Source organism: Synechococcus sp. CC9311 (assembly GCF_000014585.1).
In the GTDB taxonomy this organism is placed as follows: Bacteria; Cyanobacteriota; Cyanobacteriia; order PCC-6307; family Cyanobiaceae; genus Synechococcus_C.
On the sequence record NC_008319.1, the window covers coordinates 1,719,971 to 1,736,712 of the forward strand.

Below are 16,742 nucleotides of genomic sequence, written 5' to 3' on the forward strand. Positions count from 1 at the left end.
TCCATCATGATCATCGACGACCGCCATTACGACGTAATCATCATCGGCAGTGGTGCCGGTGGTGGAACTCTTGCTGGTGCCCTGAGCCGTAAAGGTCACTCCGTGCTCATGCTCGAGCGAGGAGAGGCCATGGCTCTCGAAGATCAAAATGTGGCCGATGTGGATCTGTTTCGTAAAGATCGTTATCACCCCAGGAATGAACGCTGGTTTGGGCCCGACGGTGATCCGTTTGCACCACAAACCACCTATTCGCTCGGCGGCAACACCAAAATCTGGGGCGCAGTCCTGGAACGCATGCGCGAAAAGGATTTTGGTGACGTCCCGTTGCAAGAAGGGATTTCACCGTCTTGGCCCATGAACTACGACCAGTTAGCTCCTTATTACTCAGCAGCAGAAACGCTGTACCGCGTCCATGGTCGAGCTGGAATCGACCCAACCGAACCAGCCCGTTCTGCACCTTTTGAGTATGAGCCAAAACCATTGGTTCCCTTTCTTGAGCCTCTGCGAGAAGCTCTCAAACGCCAGGGATGTCAGCCCTATGACCTACCGCTGAGCTGGTCCACGAGCCAGGACGATCCGAGTGGAGATTCCCAGCTGTATGGCATCGATCATGCCAATCGTTCCAAGTTAGAAATCCGAACGCAAGCCACCGTGAAGCGGTTGCACGTGAATCCACTCGGCAGCTCCGTCAAAGGTGTTGAAGCTGACGTAGCAGGAGAAACATGGCTGTTCAAAGCGGATCTCATCGTGCTGGCCGCAGGAGCCATCAACTCTCCGGCAATCCTGCTGCGATCGCATTCAAGCCATCACCCCCGCGGACTCAACAACGGATCCGATCAGGTTGGTCGCAACCTGATGAATCTCCAACTCACCTCCATCCTGCAGCTCGCGACTGAACGCAACGACGGACGTTATTCGCGTTCACTCGGAATCAATGACTACTACTGGGGAGACAAAAATGTCTCTTTCCCGCTCGGCCACATTCAGGCCGCGGGAGGCGTCTTGCAAGACGCCCTGTTTGCGGAGTCACCGCCGGTGCTGTCCCTTGTCAGCAAAATGATTCCTGATTTTGGGCTGGAGCGACTGGCGTCCCGCTCGGTGGCTTGGTGGGCCATGTCTGAAGTCTTACCCGACACCCATAACAAGGTCTGGCTGAACAACGATCAGATCCGCATCAACTACATCCACAACAACCGCGAAGCCCATGATCGATTGGTCTACCGCTGGATTGACACCCTCAAAGCGATCGAAGCCGATCCACTCACTCGGGTCGTGAGTACAGCTCCGACCCACCCCCGGGGCGAAGCGCCCATAAGCGTTGTGGGCTACGCATGCGGAACCTGTTGCATGGGCATCGATCCAGCGGCTTCGGTGGTCGACGCGACAGGTAAATGTCATGAACTGGACAACCTTTACATTGCCGACACGAGCGTCTTTCCAAGTTGTCCCAGTGTTGGGCCGGGTCTGACCACCATCGCCTTAGCCCTGCGGCTAGCTGACACGCTCAGCCAGTGCATGAGCTAACCCAGCCCAAGAGCTGAAGGGGTCAGGCCATCGTTACAAACTCCTCAGAGACCGTCGGATGCAGGGCCATGGTGCGATCGAAATCGGCCTTGGTAGCCCCCATCCCCACGGCAATAGCAGCCATCTGAATAATTTCAGCGGCATGTTCACCAACCATGTGACATCCGAGCACCTTCTTGCTGCTGGCCTCCAAAACCAGCTTCAACAAGCATCGAGGGCCTTGTTGAGGCAAAGCCTGAGCCATGGAGCGAAAACGCGCACGATGAACCACAACCTGATCCGCACCGAGCTTGGCGATGGCTTCCTCTTCCGATAACCCCACAGTGGCCAGCTCAGGCTGGCTGAACACAGCACTCGCCACTAAGTCGTAGTTCACCTGCCTCGGAGTGCTTCCAAACACACTGTCCGCAAAGGCACGCCCCTCATCCACCGCAACGGGGGTCAAGCAAATCCGATCCGTCACATCTCCCACAGCAAAAATGTGCGAGTGATTGGTGGCTAGATCTGCGTCGACTGGAATACGACGCCCCTCAACCACCACGCCAGCAGCATCGAGGCCCAGACCTGACAGAAATGGTTGACGACCAGTTGCCAACAGAACCCCGCCACAGGGAAGCCGATCGCCGCTCTTGGTGACGACAGTCAAATCCTTCGGTCGGCCCTCAATCGCAGCAAGGCCTTGTCCAAAGCGCAGGTTGATGCCCTTCTCCTGCATGCCCTCCAGCACAACTCCTGAAAGTTCGCTGTCAAAACCTCTCAAGAGCTGTTCACCCCGGACTAATTGGGTCACCCCTACACCAAGACCTCGCAGGATGCCAGCAAATTCACAAGCAATAAATCCTGCTCCAACCACCACAACCTGGTCTGGGAAACGCTCCTGCAAAAACATGTCGTCGCTGACCCACGCAAGCTCAGCCCCTGGAACGTCCGGCCGAACGGGGCGACCGCCCACTGAAATCATCACCCTCTTCGCCTGCAGCACCTGGTCGATCTCGCCCTCACGCTCTCTAGAGACACCAATGCGATGAGGGTCGAGGAAACGCCCCCAGCCTGTGACCAACTCCACTCCAGCTTTGGCCAAAAACTCGATATGACGAGCATTCAAGCGATCAACCTCATGACGCACATTGCGCAAAAGAACTGAAGTATCAAATCTTGCGCCCTCAACACTCACTCCATAACTGGACGCCCCCTCCAATTGTTCGGAGAGAAGAGAGCCGTACACCAGCAGCTTTTTCGGCACGCAGCCACGGATGACACAGGTCCCACCAACGCGATCTCCCTCCACAATCGCCACCTTCGCTCCATAACTGGCAGCACGTTTGGCAGCGGCGAGACCTCCAGACCCAGCTCCTAGGACTACAAGATCAAAGCTTTGTTCCATGGACTTCACTGTTTTCTGACATTTTGGCCGCAGCCTTCAGTGCATGCACCCCACAACAATCGATGCCAATAGAGCTCAGGGATGATTGGCGAGTCAATTCACAACTCAACCTCGGCATAGTGGGGTGCATGCAGCGTTGAGATCTGCCCTCTGCATCTTCCTGAATACGCCCCCATCCCTGATCACACCAAAGGGTTCAAACTTTTTGAGGTGGCCGTTGCTGACCTTCAACCCACACAGATGTGTGTGGGGATGGCTGAGGTCTGGAATCGGCAACACGATTTCCATGAGGAAAGTGCCGAAGAACGTCGGCGTTATCTCAATCGCAAGCCAGTGCCGTTGGTGCGCAATCAGCGCGGAAATCTTTGGATGGTGGATCGTCATCACCGCCTCCGAGCCTTGCTCGAAATGGTTCCAACGATCACGACTTACGGCTACGTGATCGACGACCTAACCAGTGACACCAGGGAGGAGTCTCTCCAGGCCCTGCACGCCAAGGGTTGGCTCTATCTTCACGACGGTAGAGGCAATGGCCCGAGGCCAGCGAAAGATCTGCCGGCCACATTGCTTGGCCTCCAGGATGACCCTTACCGCAGCCTGGTTTGGAAACTGAAGCAGGAGGGGTTGATCAAGCCACAGCCCTTGATTCCATATCACGAATTTCGTTGGGGCCTCTGGTTGCGCACTCGGCCCATGCCTCCCTTCAGCTCCAAACATTTGGATCCAGCCCTGCCTGCAGCACGCAGACTTGCTCGCTCATCAGCGGCATCTCACTTAGCGGGCTGGAAGGGCGGTCATCCTTAACGACGACGTCGAGAGTCAATCTGCAACAGATCCTTCACCCGTTGAACCTGACTAGCGAGTTGAGGGTCGGTCGCCAACTTCTTTTCCACTTGTTCAATGGCATAAATCACTGTGGTGTGATCCTTCCCTCCGAAGGTGTCGCCAATTCTCGGCAAACTCAAATCTGTGCCTTGCCGCATCAGGAACATCCCCACCTGACGAGCCTGACTCACCGCCCGACGCCGGCTGCTGCTGCGCATATCATCCGCCGTGACGTCAAACACCTCCGACACCTTTTCGATCACTTGCTGCGGTGTGACATCAACACCCTGGCCGCTGGGATCGAGCATCGGCGCCACCGACTCGACGGTCATTGGGATTCCAGTGATCGAGGAAAATGCGACAGCCCTAGTAAGCGCTCCCTCAAGCTCGCGAATGTTGGAGGTGAAGCGGCCAGAGATGTATTGGATTAGGTCTCGAGGAAGCGCAACGCGCTCCTGCTCGGCTTTCTTCTGAAGAATCGCCATTCGAGTCTCCAGATCAGGGGCCTGAATATCAGCGATTAATCCCATCGAGAATCGAGAGATTAATCGCTCCTGAAGCCGTGGAATCTGGCTGGGTGGCCTGTCGCTCGCAATCACAATCTGTCTCCCAGCGTCATGCAAAGCATTGAAGGTATGAAAGAACTCCTCTTGGGTGTATTCCTTCCCTTCAATGAATTGAATGTCATCAACCAAAATGAGATCCGCAGCCCGATAACGGTCACGGAAAGCCTGCATGCCGTCCTTACGAATCGCAGTGATCAGATCATTGGTAAACGTTTCGGTGGATACATAAAACACGCGCGCTTCCGGATCAATCTCGAGGCGGTAATGCCCGATTGCCTGCATGAGATGGGTTTTACCTAGGCCCACACCTCCACAGATGAACAGCGGATTGAATTCACGACCTGGGGCCTCGGCTACTGCCAAAGCAGCCGCATGCGCCATGCGGCTGTTGGGTCCCACCACAAAACGATTGAACACATAGCGCATGTTCAAGCCGGGCAGCCGCCGAGGAGCAGTGCTTGGCGGTGCAGACACGGCTGCAGCAGCTTCAGCAGCCGTTGAGGCCAGCGGCTGGTTAGAGGTCGACACTCGCGACAGCGGAGTCGATCCAGACTCAGCGTCTTCATCGTCTTGAGCGAGCACGATTACCTCGATCGGATGACCGATGATCTCCTGCGCCACTTCAGCAATGGTGCTGGCGTAGTTCTTGCGCAGCCAATTGCTGGCGAAACTATTGGGAGCCTGCAGGGTGAGCATCCGATCCTGAAAGGAGCTGCACCGCGCAGGACGAATCCACGTCTCGAAGGTGGGCTTACTGAGGTTGCTCTGAAGGGCGTGCTGCACCTTGTCCCACAGCTCACTGCCCGTCAGCTCCACATCCCACCTTCTGCGAATGCTGAATCTACGCGCCTTATGCCGAGCGGCGCGTCTTTAATGAGACCAGTTTCAACACGTTTCTGTTCATGGCAGCTGCCGTCTCCCGCCCCCTGGCACGATCCCTGCCCTGGATCGGGATCGGTTTAGTCAGCTTGGCCATGGGAGGGTGTGGGTCGTCCTTGCGTCAACGTCTTGGCTTAGAGCCTGAAGCGAAGGCACCCGCAACCCTGCCCAAAGTGAGTGATGGGCCTCGTTCAGCCCCTTTGCAACCAGGTCGTAACGTCATCGTCCAAGCCGTTGAAAGGGTTGGTCCGTCGGTTGTACGCATCGACACCGTGAAACGAGTGTCCAATCCACTCGGCAACTTGTTTGGAGGTGGACCAACCACCCAAAAACAAGCCGGTCAAGGTTCAGGATTCATCACACGCTCTGACGGCCTGATCTTCACGAATGCGCATGTGGTGGAAGGCGCTGACAAAGTTGCCGTCACCTTGCCTGACGGTCGCAGCTTCAGTGGACGCGTTCTCGGCGGCGACCCTTTGACGGATGTGGCCGTGGTGCGCGTGGTGGCTGAAAAGTTACCTGTCGCCCCCCTGGGAAACTCGAACGCACTCAAACCCGGGGAATGGGCCATCGCGATCGGCAATCCCCTTGGGCTCAACAACACGGTCACAGCAGGCATCATCAGCGCTGTGGATCGAACCAATGCCGTAGGGGAAGGTCAGCGTGTGCCTTACATCCAAACCGACGCTGCTGTGAATCCTGGAAACAGCGGTGGTCCCCTCATTAACGCCGCAGGACAGGTGATCGGAATCAACACAGCCATTCGCCAAGCGCCAGGCGCGGGATTGAGTTTTGCCATCCCGATCAATTTGGCCAAGCGCATTGCCCAACAAATCATCAGCACCGGGCAGGCCTCTCATCCCTTTATCGGTGTACGACTACAAAGCTTGACCCCCCAGTTAGCAAAGGAAATCAACGCCACGAGCAACCTTTGCACCGTGCCCGAACTCAACGGCGTGCTCGTGATTGAAGTCGTGGTAGATAGCCCCGCAGCCAAGGCGGGGATTAAGCCTTGTGATTTGATCCGAAACGTGAATGGCTCCGCCGTCAACGACCCCTCTGAAGTGCAGCTGGCTGTTGACCGAGGACAGGTAGGTCAGGCCATGCCGCTGATTGTGGAACGTGGTGGAGAACAGCAAACCCTGGAGGTCATCCCAGAGGAGCTGCCACGCCAAAGATGAGTCAATCACCCATCCCAACACTCGTTGTGATGGCTCGCTGGCCAGCTAGCGGTCGCTGCAAACGTCGCCTTGGCGTCGACATCGGAAGCGAGAAGGCGGCCATCATTCAGCAACGCCTCACCGCCCATACCTTCGCTGTTGTTGAAGCTCTAACCAAACGGGCTGACGTGGATGTACAGGTGGCCATGAGCGGAGTGAGTCTGCGATCAGCCCAACGCTCGCTGACCTCCTTACCGCCCTGCACCCTCGTGGATCAGGGTCGGGGATCCCTAGGGGCTCGCATGCTCCGCCAGATTCATCGTGCGCGCTTCGGGCAACGCCACAAGCCGGTGATTTTGATCGGCACCGATCTTGCAGATCTCTGCCAAAACGATCTGCTCCAGGCGATCCAAAGGCTGCAAAACCATCCAATGGTGCTTGGCCCCTCTGCAGATGGTGGGTATTGGTTACTGGGCCTGGGCCCAGCATTAACGCGGCTACAGCTCGATGCACTCTTTGCAGCCATGCCATGGGGAACCAACAAGGTGCTTGACATCACTTGTGCTCGCGCTCATGGGCTGGGGCTCATCCCCCATCGGCTCAGCAGGAAAAACGACATTGATTGTCTTGCTGATCTCAGTGCATGGCAGCGATGAGCACTAATACCCCAACTCTCAGCGTGGTGATTCCCTGCCTCAATGAGGCAGAACGTCTCCCGCTTCTCCTCGCTGACCTGCAACGCTGGCCTCTCCCGATCGAGATCACGGTTGTCGATGGTGGCAGCAACGATCACAGCCATCGCATCAGCGCTCTTGCTGGTGGTCGTTGCATCACGGAGTATCCACCTGGTCGGGGTAGGCAACTTGCGGCAGGTGCCCGACACTCAATCCAGAAAAACAAAGGCGAATGGCTTCTCTTTCTCCATGCCGACAGCCGTCTACCAAGCCACTGGGGAAGCAGCGTGCTGGATCGGATTCGGCATCCTGATGCGCAACGATTCGCATGGTTTTTTGACCTGCGCATTCAACCCAGCACTCCAGCACGACGCCTGTTGGAAGCGGTGATCGCTCTTCGTAGCCGCTGGTGCCAACAACCCTATGGAGATCAGGGACTCCTGATCCACAGGTCCCTCTATGAGCGCAGTAATGGCTATGCACCCTTGCCAATAATGGAAGATCTCGACCTTGTGCAGCGACTCAGCCCACTCACACGCTTGCGTGCTCTTGGCCTGGCAATCACCACCGATGGCCGGCGCTGGGAACGGCTGGGTGTGTTGCGTCGCAGCCTTGAAAACGCCCTGTTGCGGCATCGCTGGCGACGTGGGGAATCACCAGCTCGCTTGGCAGCGGAGTACTACGGAAAGGTCATTTCAACCACTCAATTGGAGTACCAAAAACCACAACGATGACCATTGGGCTCTAAGTCCCAGCCAAGTCGGTCATAAAAAGGCAGCACCCCCGGATCTGCGAAGAGCGTGGCGCGCTCCGTTCCCATCTCTCTCAGAGCCTCGAGGATGTAATCCATCAACTGACGCCCAAGCCCAGCGCCCTGATACAGGGGATGCACGGCCACATCCCAAATCGTGGCTTCAAGAACGCCATCTCCAGTGCAGCGTGCAAAGCCCACCAAGCGTGGAATGCGTGGGTCATGGCGCCATAGCCCCACCCTAAGCAAGCTGTTGTCGAGAGCCTTACGAACGCGGCGAACAGGTCTGCGACTCCACCCCACCGCCTCTAAAAGCTGTTCCAGCTCTACCAAATCCATCGGACGAGATTGGCTAAACACCAGGCTGAGCTGCGTATTAGCCGTTTCACAGATCCGAGCCTCTTTCCCATAGGAATGAACCAAAATCTCTTGGGTGAGAGAGGAAGTGCTAGTCACCCTGTTCTGCGACGATTCCTTAATCCTGACGTACCGATGAGCTCTGATCTGCTGCTGATCGCCGTACACGGTTGGATGCTCAGCCGAAAGGTCTGGGCACCGTTTGAAGAAAGCTGGACTCGCTTAGCAACATCCATTCCTTTGTGGTGTCCTGATTTACCAGGATTTGGAGTGGAGTCTCGACCGCGCCAGCTTCGACCAACCTTGGCGTCCTACGGACAATGGCTTGCGGAGCAGATTCACGTTCAAGCCAAGGGTCGCCAAGTGGTCTTAATGGGCCACTCGCTGGGAGGAAGCATTGCCCTGCATGCGGAAACTTCACTACGTCGAAAATGGAATCAGCCACTCTCGGGCCTTGTGATGTTGGCGGCGGGAGGTGGGATCTACCAACCAAGACCGTTTCGACGTCTCAGATTTGGAGGGCAATTAATTTTGAAACTCCGTCCCACACAATGTCCTGGGCCCATCGGCAAATTGGGGCCATTTCAAGCGGAACAGCGTGCTGCACTGGGGCTTCTGGTGAACAGCACAACCCGAGGAGCTGTCAAACAGATTCCAAACCTGGTTGCGGGATTGAAAGCCGAAAACCTATGGATTAGTGGTGAACAAGACCGTGTGATGGAACCCGGCTATGTGCAACACCTTGCTGAATACAGCGACAAACATTGCCTAAAAGAACTGAAGAAGTGCGGACATCTGGCAATGCAGAGCCATCCCGACCTGCTTGCAAAAACCATCCATCACTGGCTCATCAATCAAAGTCTGGCGAGCCCTCGCTCCTGAAGATCCGCAAGTTCGGCATACAAACCGCCACTGGCCCTCAATTGAAGATGGGTGCCCTGTTCGATCAGGCTTCCTCGGCGAAGTACCAAAATTCGATCAGCCGCCTCGACAGTAGCGAGCCGGTGGGCAATTACCACTGCGGTGCGGCGGTTGAGAAGACGATCTAAGTCCCGCTGAAGGGTGGCTTCCGTGGAGGGATCCATAAACGCAGTGGCTTCATCCATCACCAGGACCGTTGGGTTGCGAATCGCCACCCTGGCCACAGCAAGCAGCTGTCTTTCTCCAGAGCTGAGATTTCCGCCCCGCTCTCTCAATTCGGTTTCCAAGCCTTCGGGCAATCGACCTAACAGGGGATCCAGGCCGAGATCACGGCAAACCTCCTGCAATTTCTGGTCATCGAGGGGGCGATCCAAACGCAAGTTGTCAGCCACCGTTCCACTGAAGAGAAAGGTGTCTTGAAGCACCACACCCAACTGACGACGCAGCTCTTGCAAAGGCAAAGTGCGAATGTCCTGGCCATCAAGAAGGATTCGTCCCCGCTGGGGCTCGTACAACCTGCAGAGGAGCCGAATCACCGTGGTCTTGCCTGATCCGGTAGGTCCAACAAGCGCAACATGCTCACCGGGCGCAATCCGAAAACTCAGATTGCGAAGGATCGGCTCGTCTTGTCGGTAGGCAAAGTCCACCTCTTCAAAGATCACCTCACCACGGGATTGAGAGGATGAAGCGTTCTGGAGCAGCGTGGAACCAAAAGCGGAAGCAAGCGCTGAACCACGGGTTGCGCCATGGTCAACAATCTCGAGAGGTTCCTCCAATAGCTCTCCGATCCGTTCCACGGCGGTCAGTCCCCCCTGAATCTGTGTAAACCGCTCAGCCATTTGACGCAGAGGATCAAACAAACGCTGTGAATAGAGGATGAAGGTTGTGAGAGTGCCAAGGCCCATCGCTCCTGCTGTCACCATCCATCCGCCAAGAGCAAGCACTAGGGCAACAGCGCCTAAAGACACCCATTCCAAAAAAGCAGAGATGCTGCTGTCAAAAAAGATCGTGCCATTCACTGCACTCCGATATGCCAACCCAGTTCTCTGAAACCGGTCTCCGTTGACAGCTTCACGGCGAAACATCTGCACCACCTCAAGGCCCTGGAGGTTTTCCTGAAAATCAGCATTGAGTTGAGATAGCTCCTCTCTCACTCGATAATTGGCCCTGCGATATCGCCTCTGCAGCCAAACAATCACGAGTGTTACAGGCACTTGGGTCACCAACAGCAACAAACCCAAACGCCACTCGATCAGCAGCATCGAAACCGCAATGACCAACAGGCTGACAAGGTCACCGAGCACACCGACGGCACCGCTCCCAAAAACTTCAGCCAATGCATCCACATCGCTAGTGAGGCGGGTCAGGAGCTTGCCCACAGGCATGCTGTCATGAAACCTCAAGGACAAACTCATCGCATGTGCAAACAAGTCCTTTCGGATTCGAGCGGTGAGACGCTGGCCGACGGCTTGAATATTGAACGTCTGGACCCCCTGAAGTGCCAAGCGAACCAGAACGGAGCCCAGCAACATCAGAATGATCAGTCGGATCGCAACTGTGCTGTCGAGCCCCTGAAAGAGAGGGATCACCGATTCGTTAGCGGCCCCACCAACACGCCGTAGAACGGCAATCGCCTGGCCGACCAACAGCGGCTGAATCGCGCCGGCAAGTGCCACCGGAATGAGCAGCACCAACGTGAGCGTCAGCCGTCGTCGGTCTCGGCCCAAATAACGACCTAGCCGCTTGACCCTCTGAAAATCCGAACCAGCCATCAGCTGGCCACCTCGGACACTGGTGTTGTGGACCGCATCGCTTCAACGATCTGACGCAAGTCGCCTTGATCAAGGCGCATTGAGAGGGGGTGACCCACCAGGCGAGCTGTTGTGTGGAAGAGATCTTCGATCGCGACTAAACCGTTGTCGCGAAGAGTCCTGCCCGTAGCCACCAAATCAACAATCGCCTCGGCGATTCCAGTGATCGGACCAAGCTCCACCGAACCAGTGAGGTGAACGAGCTCCACAGGTAAGTCGATGGCATCGAAGTGGTCGCGTGCACAACGGGTGAATTTGCTTGCCACTCGGCAATGGGGAGGAAGATCCGTCGCCCGTTGATATCCGCTGCTGGCCTTGACAGCCACTGCCATTCGGCAACCACCAAAGCCCAAGTCCACCAACTGCGCAACAGGCATCTGATGCTCACGCAAAACGTCGTAACCCACCACTCCAAGCTGTGCCTGGCCGTACGCCACGTAGACGGGAACATCTCCATTTCTCACAAGCAAAGCTCGGGCTCGCCCACACGCTGATGGAACCATCAGTTGCCTGTTATCCGGGTCGAGAACTGCCGAAAAGTCGAGCCCGGCCGCCGCAAAGCGGGCCACTGATTCTTTCAGAAGCGCTCCCTTGGCTAGGGCAACAGTGATCATGGAATCAAGCTTTGAACAGAACTTTAACGATGGCGATGGCATCCACGATTGATGGGATCCACCCGGTTGCTGTCCTCAACGACAACATCGTCTGGGTTTGGGTACGTGGGAATCAGGCCATCGTCATCGATCCTGCCGTTGCTGCCCCCATTCTCGACTGGCTCGACAGACGTGGATTGCAGCTCGTTGCAGTGCTTCAGACCCATCACCATTCCGACCATATCGGCGGCACCCCTGGGCTTCTTCAACGCTGGTCATCAGCTGAAGTCATCGCTGCCGCGGACGACAAAGAGCGCATTCCATTTCAGACTCTGTCCGTCCGCGATGGTGACGAAATCGAGCTCCTTGGCAGGCCAGTCAGGGTTATGGATGTAAGAGCCCACACACGAGCTCACATCGCTTACTGGTTGCCACAAGGAGAGATCTCAACCTCTCTAACGAGCGTGTTGTTTTGCGGCGACACCCTGTTTAGCGGCGGATGTGGACGACTCTTTGAGGGAACACCTGCCGATATGCATCGCGCCTTGCAAAGGCTGGGATCACTGCCGCCAGAAACCCTGGTCTGCTGCGCTCACGAATACACCGAAGCGAATCTGCGCTGGGCCGCGCAACAGGAGCCTGACGATGCCCTCATCACGAACCGACTAAGGGTGGTGGAAGCGACACGTCGGTCAGGATCCCTGACCCTTCCCAGCAGCATTGCCGAAGAGTGGCGCTCCAATTTATTTTTGCGGGCAACTAGCTCCGAAGAATTGGGACGTCTGCGTCAACACAAAGACAGCTGGAGAGGCTGATCCAATCAGCTCAAGACTTGAAGCGATAAGCATTGAGGGTGGAGCAGAACCTCACTGTTTTTTTGCAAAGAGAGCCTGCAGCGCAATCCCCTTTGATGGTCTTCAGCAAGGGGCCTGATCAGACGCAACTGCTGATCTCCGATCTGAATGCGATAGAGCCAAGAACGACCCAAAAATTCCCGCCCCATCACACAGGCATCTCCTGCAGGATCGGGGTGCAAATCAATTAACGCCGGATCAATTAAAACTGTGGCGTCATCCGGGAGCTCCATGGACAACTGCTGTTCTGGAATCTCCAGATCACCGAGCAAACAGTGCAGCAACGACATCGATTCGTCCCTCCAGACCGGGAGCACATTGCGTTGAAGCACAAACCGACCCACGAAAGGTGTTGCCGGAGCCTCAACCAGCTCTCGGGGAGTGGCGCATTGATGAAGATGGCCGTCGCGAAGAATGGCAACTCGCCCGCAGATAGCAAGGGCCTCTTCCGGATCGTGGGTCACCAGCAAACCACTGGCCCCACAAGCACTGAGAACTCCAGGCAGCTCACTACGCAAACGCAAACGCACTTCAACATCAAGGTTGGAGAAGGGTTCATCCAGCAACAAAACAGAGGGTGCGGGAGCAAGAGCTCTTGCCAGAGCCAAACGTTGACGTTGCCCCCCCGACAATTCATGAGGGAAGCGTCCTTTCAGATCGGTCAGACCCAAAAGCTCAAGCAACCATGACGCGCGGCTGGTGTCCTGACCGCGACGAAGCCCAAAGCAAGTGTTGTCCCAAGCGTTGAGATGGGGGAAGAGTGCATAGTCCTGAAAGACCATGCCCACGCCGCGACGCTCTGGAGCAAGGCTCACACGTGACGACGCGACGTCATTCCCATGCAGACGAACCACTCCCTGGCTCGGATGTTCAAAACCAGCAATGAGGCGGAGAAGCGTGGTTTTTCCGCAACCTGACGGCCCAAGCAAACCCACAAGCTCCCCCGTCTTCAGTTGAAGATTGATGTCTTTCAACGTCCACGTTCCCTCCTCGCCGCCATAGCGGTGCCAGAGACCATCAAGCTCAACCGGCCACGACTCCATCAGCACGGAACGCAAAAATGAAGCTTCATTCTGAGCCGTGACCATGTCATCCACCCCACTCAAGGCTGTTATCACCCAAGAGGCACCAGCACCGGTGGGGCCTTATAACCAGGCTGTGATTGCCGGCGGTTGGCTGTATTGCTCCGGTCAAATTCCGCTTGATCCTGCGACTGGAACGATGGTGGGGGAGGGAAATGTGGAGGCTGAGACACGCCAAGTGCTCCGCAATTTAAAAGCTGTTCTCCTTGAGGCCGGTACCGACCCCACAAAAGTCGTGCGCACAACCGTGTTTCTCGTAGATCTCGGTGACTTCCAAGCCGTGAACGCAATTTATGCCGAAATGTTTGGTGACGGGATCAGTCCTGCCAGAGCTTGCGTTCAGGTTGCAGCTTTGCCGAAGGGCTCGAAAGTAGAAATTGATTGCATTGCATGGCTGAATTAAGAATGGATTGGGTCCTTCTCCAGAGAGGGGGGGGGCCGCGGTTTCTTAGGTTGAGACGATGCTGAGAGAACCTATGGCCCAAGCCAAGCTGACCATTGGCGAACTCGAAGCGGGCTATCCCCTGTACTGCAAAGCCTTACGCAGACTTCTCAAAGAAGGACGAAGCATCAAGGACATTGAACGAACAGTTTGCTGGGGACACCTAGAAACGCTGAATCGCTGCCTGCCAGGGCGCTACAAAGCGCCTTCTTATTTGCTGGCATTGATTCGAAGAGATCTCGATCAACCCAAGCACTCATGACAGATCAAGGAGCGTCAAAAGACGTTGTCAAAGGCTGAGAAGGATCACGGCCCTCGATCTCACCCTGGAAGACACGACTTGCCAAGACATCCTCTGCTTCGATGGTGGTCAGATCATCGCGACTAAGAGATTGATCGAGGCGCGAAAATAAACGATTTGCTTGACGGAGTCTCAGACGATCAAGAGCATTTCGAATCGAACGAGCATTCGCAAAGAATGGCAGCTGACGCCTCCTCTTGATGTAACGATAGAAGGCATCATGCGCTGATTCACTGAAGTGGTAATCCTGCTGATTCAGAAGAAGAAGGGCAATCGCCATGAGCTCCTCTTCGCTGTAATCAGGGAAATCAATATGGTGAGCAACACGTGAGGACAGACCAGGATTAGATTGATAAAAACTAGCCATTCGATCCTTGTAACCAGCAAAAATCACCACAAAATCTGATCGCTTCTGCTCCATATCTTGCAATAGAATTTCAATAGCTTCTGCTCCATAATCACGCTCATTGTCTGACTTATAGAGATAATAAGCTTCATCTACAAACAACACACCGCCCAATGCACGCTTAATCATCTCACGAGTCTTAGGTGCAGTATGTCCCACATATTGGCCCACAAGATCGTCACGAGTCACAGTCACAACATGACCCTTTCGCAAATAGCCAAGCCGATGAAGTATTTGAGAAATTCGTTTAGCAACTGTAGTTTTCCCCGTACCAGGCTTACCAGTAAATGACATATGCAAACCAGGGGCTGTGCTTTGCAAATCCAACTGTTGGCGTGCTCGATCAACCAGGAGCAAAGCCGCAATTTCACGAATGCGAGTCTTCACGGGGCGTAAGCCAACTAACTCCTGGTCCAACTGCTCAAGAACCTCCGCAACACCTGAATCGGCATAAGCAGCAGCAAGATCAACAGAAGAGGGCATCAATCTCTGAAGCAAAGCAACGATCATCATCACTCAGCTGACTGTCACTGCCTTCAGCCTCTGGACGCAGAGTGATATTCACGTAGGTTCGGCCAAAACTAATATCAGGAAATCTTTGCTTAGCTTCACTGAAATCACCAAGCCGATCAAGGAAATCACGTGTAGCACTGTAGTCTTGAAATTCAAATCGGCGTTCAAGACAAACTGGCCTTTTGCGCTCATGCCACTGGTCCATAAAACCATCCTTCCATCAGCAACAAACCTAGTAGAGAGCGCGCCGTAAACAAAACAAATAAGTTTTAAAACTAAACCCAAACCTCAATAAAGACATGAAATTCAAATATCTCCGCAAAGAGAGAAACATGGCATAACCGAAAGCAGTAACAAGCAACAAATCCCTCCAAGTCCAAAAATGGCAACGAACTGACAATCGCCAAGGAAAGAAAACTGGACACAAAAAATCATGCCCCTCACCAAACAAGGCAAGTGGACGGACCAATATCATAGAAACAAAAAATAGATACATAGCAACGATAACTATGATACGTAAAACAAGACACAGGCGAAGAGAATTGAAAGCATCAAACCGTAAGGTTAAAAAATTAAATGGAAAACTTAGAGGCATTTCAACAATCACTTGAAAGCAGTCATAGAAAAAACGATGCAAACCAAACAATCAATGTAGTAGCCGTGAACCTTGGACGAGCAAAATCAGAATTAAGCCAGGCGACAACATCTCTTGCTGACCTTATGGATATTGCAGACGAGGCAAACTGTAAGTCTTGCCTTGTATTTCTTGCAGAACTAAGAGCTACAGCAATTTCTGCCTACAACACGATTAAGTCAGCAGAGAATGAACTGCAAAACAGAGGCGGCTGTCAAAGCAGCGCAATCTAAACAGAACAAACAGGAAAGGAACCCATGAAGGAAACAAACATCAGACTGCTTGAATCATTTATTGAGACCATTGAGTCAAGCAGAATCAACAGAGAACGTTGGCTCAAAAAAGTTGGACAGATCGGACTTGAGCAGGCGCTTGGAGAATACAACAAGTCAATACAAGTCAATCCAGCAACAGTATCAAATGATCAAAAGCAGAGAAATTAATTAGACAATCAAATCGCAAGAATATACAGCAATAAGCACTCAGATGCACAAGGTTGGGAGGTGGAAACAACCAAAATAGATTGGTCTACGTTCAAGTCATGGCCTACACAATCTTTTTCGCAACTTCCACAGGAAAGACTGAAGATGTTGCCGACAAGCTCAAAGATCTATTACCAGGTACAGAAAGCAAAGATGTAGACAGCATCGGATCTGCAGCAGAGCTAGCTGAAGCAGAGGCACTCATATGCTGTGTTCCTACATGGAATACAGGCGCAGATGAAGGTCGTTCTGGAACAGCTTGGGATACTTATGCTGAAGAAATACCAAGTATGGATTTCAGTGGAAAATCAGTTGCAATAGTAGGACTTGGTGATTCATCATCCTATTCTGACTATTTCTGCGATGCAATGGAAGAGTTATACACAGCATTCGTACAAGCAGGTGCAAACCTAATCGGAAAAGTACCCACAGACGGGTACACTTTCGCAGAATCAAAAAGTGTCATTGATGGAAAGTTCTGTGGTTTGGCTATTGACGAAGACAATGAGTCAGATCTAACAGATCAACGACTCAGCGACTGGGTCAAACAAATCAATTCAGAAGCTTAAAAGCGAAATAATAA

The 16,742-nt window shown here is 54.1% G+C and carries 20 protein-coding genes; 12 read left to right on the forward strand and 8 right to left on the reverse strand.

Features of this window, described 5'->3' with window-relative positions:
- Positions 1-6 precede the first annotated feature (6 nt).
- A complete protein-coding gene (locus SYNC_RS08890; RefSeq protein ID WP_011619846.1) occupies positions 7-1,524 on the forward strand; it encodes a GMC oxidoreductase in 1,518 nt (505 codons plus the stop codon).
- A gap of 22 nt (positions 1,525-1,546) precedes the next feature.
- Here the strand turns inward: SYNC_RS08890 and gorA are convergent, their stop codons facing one another.
- A complete protein-coding gene (gene gorA, locus SYNC_RS08895) occupies positions 1,547-2,908 on the reverse strand; it encodes a glutathione-disulfide reductase (RefSeq protein ID WP_011619847.1) in 1,362 nt (453 codons plus the stop codon).
- Positions 2,909-3,049: 141 nt separating this feature from the next.
- Here gorA and SYNC_RS08900 point away from each other — a divergent pair, with 141 nt between their 5' ends.
- On the forward strand, positions 3,050-3,712 hold the full coding sequence (locus SYNC_RS08900; protein ID WP_041426631.1) for a ParB-like protein: 663 nt from the start codon (positions 3,050-3,052) through the stop codon (positions 3,710-3,712).
- Here SYNC_RS08900 and dnaA read toward each other — a convergent pair.
- A complete protein-coding gene (gene dnaA, locus SYNC_RS08905) occupies positions 3,709-5,115 on the reverse strand; it encodes a chromosomal replication initiator protein DnaA (protein WP_011619849.1) in 1,407 nt (468 codons plus the stop codon). The genes SYNC_RS08900 and dnaA overlap by 4 nt on opposite strands.
- An 86-nt stretch (positions 5,116-5,201) precedes the next feature.
- Here dnaA and SYNC_RS08910 point away from each other — a divergent pair, with 86 nt between their 5' ends.
- Genes SYNC_RS08910 through SYNC_RS08920 form a run of 3 tightly spaced genes read left to right on the forward strand, consistent with a single transcriptional unit; the run spans position 5,202 to position 7,746 of the window.
- On the forward strand, positions 5,202-6,359 hold the full coding sequence (locus SYNC_RS08910) for a trypsin-like peptidase domain-containing protein (protein ID WP_011619850.1): 1,158 nt from the start codon (positions 5,202-5,204) through the stop codon (positions 6,357-6,359).
- Positions 6,356-6,994, forward strand: a complete 639-nt coding sequence (locus tag SYNC_RS08915; protein WP_011619851.1) for a TIGR04282 family arsenosugar biosynthesis glycosyltransferase — start codon at positions 6,356-6,358, stop codon at positions 6,992-6,994. The genes SYNC_RS08910 and SYNC_RS08915 overlap by 4 nt, the downstream gene beginning before the upstream one ends.
- The gene (locus tag SYNC_RS08920) at positions 6,991-7,746 is read left to right on the forward strand and encodes a TIGR04283 family arsenosugar biosynthesis glycosyltransferase (RefSeq protein ID WP_011619852.1); all 756 of its coding nucleotides are present in this window, start codon (positions 6,991-6,993) and stop codon (positions 7,744-7,746) included. The genes SYNC_RS08915 and SYNC_RS08920 overlap by 4 nt, the downstream gene beginning before the upstream one ends.
- Here the strand turns inward: SYNC_RS08920 and SYNC_RS08925 are convergent.
- On the reverse strand, positions 7,716-8,219 hold the full coding sequence (locus tag SYNC_RS08925; protein WP_011619853.1) for a GNAT family N-acetyltransferase: 504 nt from the start codon (positions 8,217-8,219) through the stop codon (positions 7,716-7,718). The two genes, SYNC_RS08920 and SYNC_RS08925, sit on opposite strands and share 31 nt — an antisense overlap.
- A gap of 36 nt (positions 8,220-8,255) precedes the next feature.
- Here SYNC_RS08925 and SYNC_RS08930 point away from each other — a divergent pair, with 36 nt between their 5' ends.
- Positions 8,256-9,002 (forward strand): alpha/beta fold hydrolase, encoded by a 747-nt coding sequence (locus tag SYNC_RS08930; protein WP_041426632.1) that lies wholly within the window; start codon positions 8,256-8,258, stop codon positions 9,000-9,002.
- Here SYNC_RS08930 and SYNC_RS08935 read toward each other — a convergent pair.
- Both SYNC_RS08935 and hisG read right to left on the reverse strand, forming a co-directional pair.
- Entirely contained in the window at positions 8,975-10,813 is a 1,839-nt protein-coding gene (locus tag SYNC_RS08935) for an ABC transporter ATP-binding protein (RefSeq protein ID WP_011619855.1), read from the reverse strand. The genes SYNC_RS08930 and SYNC_RS08935 overlap by 28 nt on opposite strands.
- The gene (gene hisG, locus SYNC_RS08940) at positions 10,813-11,466 is read right to left on the reverse strand and encodes an ATP phosphoribosyltransferase (RefSeq protein WP_041426633.1); all 654 of its coding nucleotides are present in this window, start codon (positions 11,464-11,466) and stop codon (positions 10,813-10,815) included. Before hisG ends, SYNC_RS08935 begins: the two co-directional genes overlap by 1 nt.
- A gap of 29 nt (positions 11,467-11,495) precedes the next feature.
- Between hisG and gloB the strand changes: the two genes are divergently transcribed.
- Positions 11,496-12,260, forward strand: a complete 765-nt coding sequence (gene gloB, locus SYNC_RS08945; protein ID WP_041426634.1) for a hydroxyacylglutathione hydrolase — start codon at positions 11,496-11,498, stop codon at positions 12,258-12,260.
- Positions 12,261-12,265: 5 nt separating this feature from the next.
- On the opposite strand, the gene SYNC_RS08950 is transcribed toward gloB, so the two are convergent.
- Entirely contained in the window at positions 12,266-13,387 is a 1,122-nt protein-coding gene (locus SYNC_RS08950) for an ABC transporter ATP-binding protein (protein ID WP_011619858.1), read from the reverse strand.
- Here SYNC_RS08950 and SYNC_RS08955 point away from each other — a divergent pair.
- Both SYNC_RS08955 and SYNC_RS08960 read left to right on the forward strand, forming a co-directional pair.
- Positions 13,386-13,784 carry a RidA family protein gene (locus SYNC_RS08955; RefSeq protein ID WP_041426635.1) on the forward strand — a complete coding sequence of 133 codons (399 nt, stop codon included), beginning with the start codon at positions 13,386-13,388 and terminating at the stop codon, positions 13,782-13,784. The genes SYNC_RS08950 and SYNC_RS08955 overlap by 2 nt on opposite strands.
- Positions 13,785-13,857: 73 nt before the next feature.
- A complete protein-coding gene (locus SYNC_RS08960; RefSeq protein ID WP_011619860.1) occupies positions 13,858-14,085 on the forward strand; it encodes a DUF3136 domain-containing protein in 228 nt (75 codons plus the stop codon).
- A gap of 4 nt (positions 14,086-14,089) precedes the next feature.
- On the opposite strand, the gene cbbX is transcribed toward SYNC_RS08960, so the two are convergent.
- Complete coding sequence (gene cbbX, locus SYNC_RS08965) at positions 14,090-15,013, reverse strand: CbbX protein (protein ID WP_011619861.1); 924 nt, start codon at positions 15,011-15,013, stop codon at positions 14,090-14,092.
- Entirely contained in the window at positions 14,997-15,248 is a 252-nt protein-coding gene (locus tag SYNC_RS08970) for a 4a-hydroxytetrahydrobiopterin dehydratase (protein ID WP_011619862.1), read from the reverse strand. The genes cbbX and SYNC_RS08970 overlap by 17 nt, the downstream gene beginning before the upstream one ends.
- A gap of 371 nt (positions 15,249-15,619) precedes the next feature.
- On the opposite strand from SYNC_RS08970, the gene SYNC_RS08975 reads away from it, so the two are divergent.
- From SYNC_RS08975 to fldA, 3 genes are all read left to right on the forward strand, one after another.
- Positions 15,620-15,910 (forward strand): hypothetical protein, encoded by a 291-nt coding sequence (locus SYNC_RS08975; protein WP_011619864.1) that lies wholly within the window; start codon positions 15,620-15,622, stop codon positions 15,908-15,910.
- Between the two features lie 24 nt (positions 15,911-15,934).
- On the forward strand, positions 15,935-16,120 hold the full coding sequence (locus SYNC_RS14370; protein WP_011619865.1) for a hypothetical protein: 186 nt from the start codon (positions 15,935-15,937) through the stop codon (positions 16,118-16,120).
- A 98-nt stretch (positions 16,121-16,218) separates the two neighbouring features.
- Complete coding sequence (gene fldA, locus SYNC_RS08980; protein WP_011619866.1) at positions 16,219-16,728, forward strand: flavodoxin FldA; 510 nt, start codon at positions 16,219-16,221, stop codon at positions 16,726-16,728.
- Positions 16,729-16,742 lie beyond the last annotated feature (14 nt).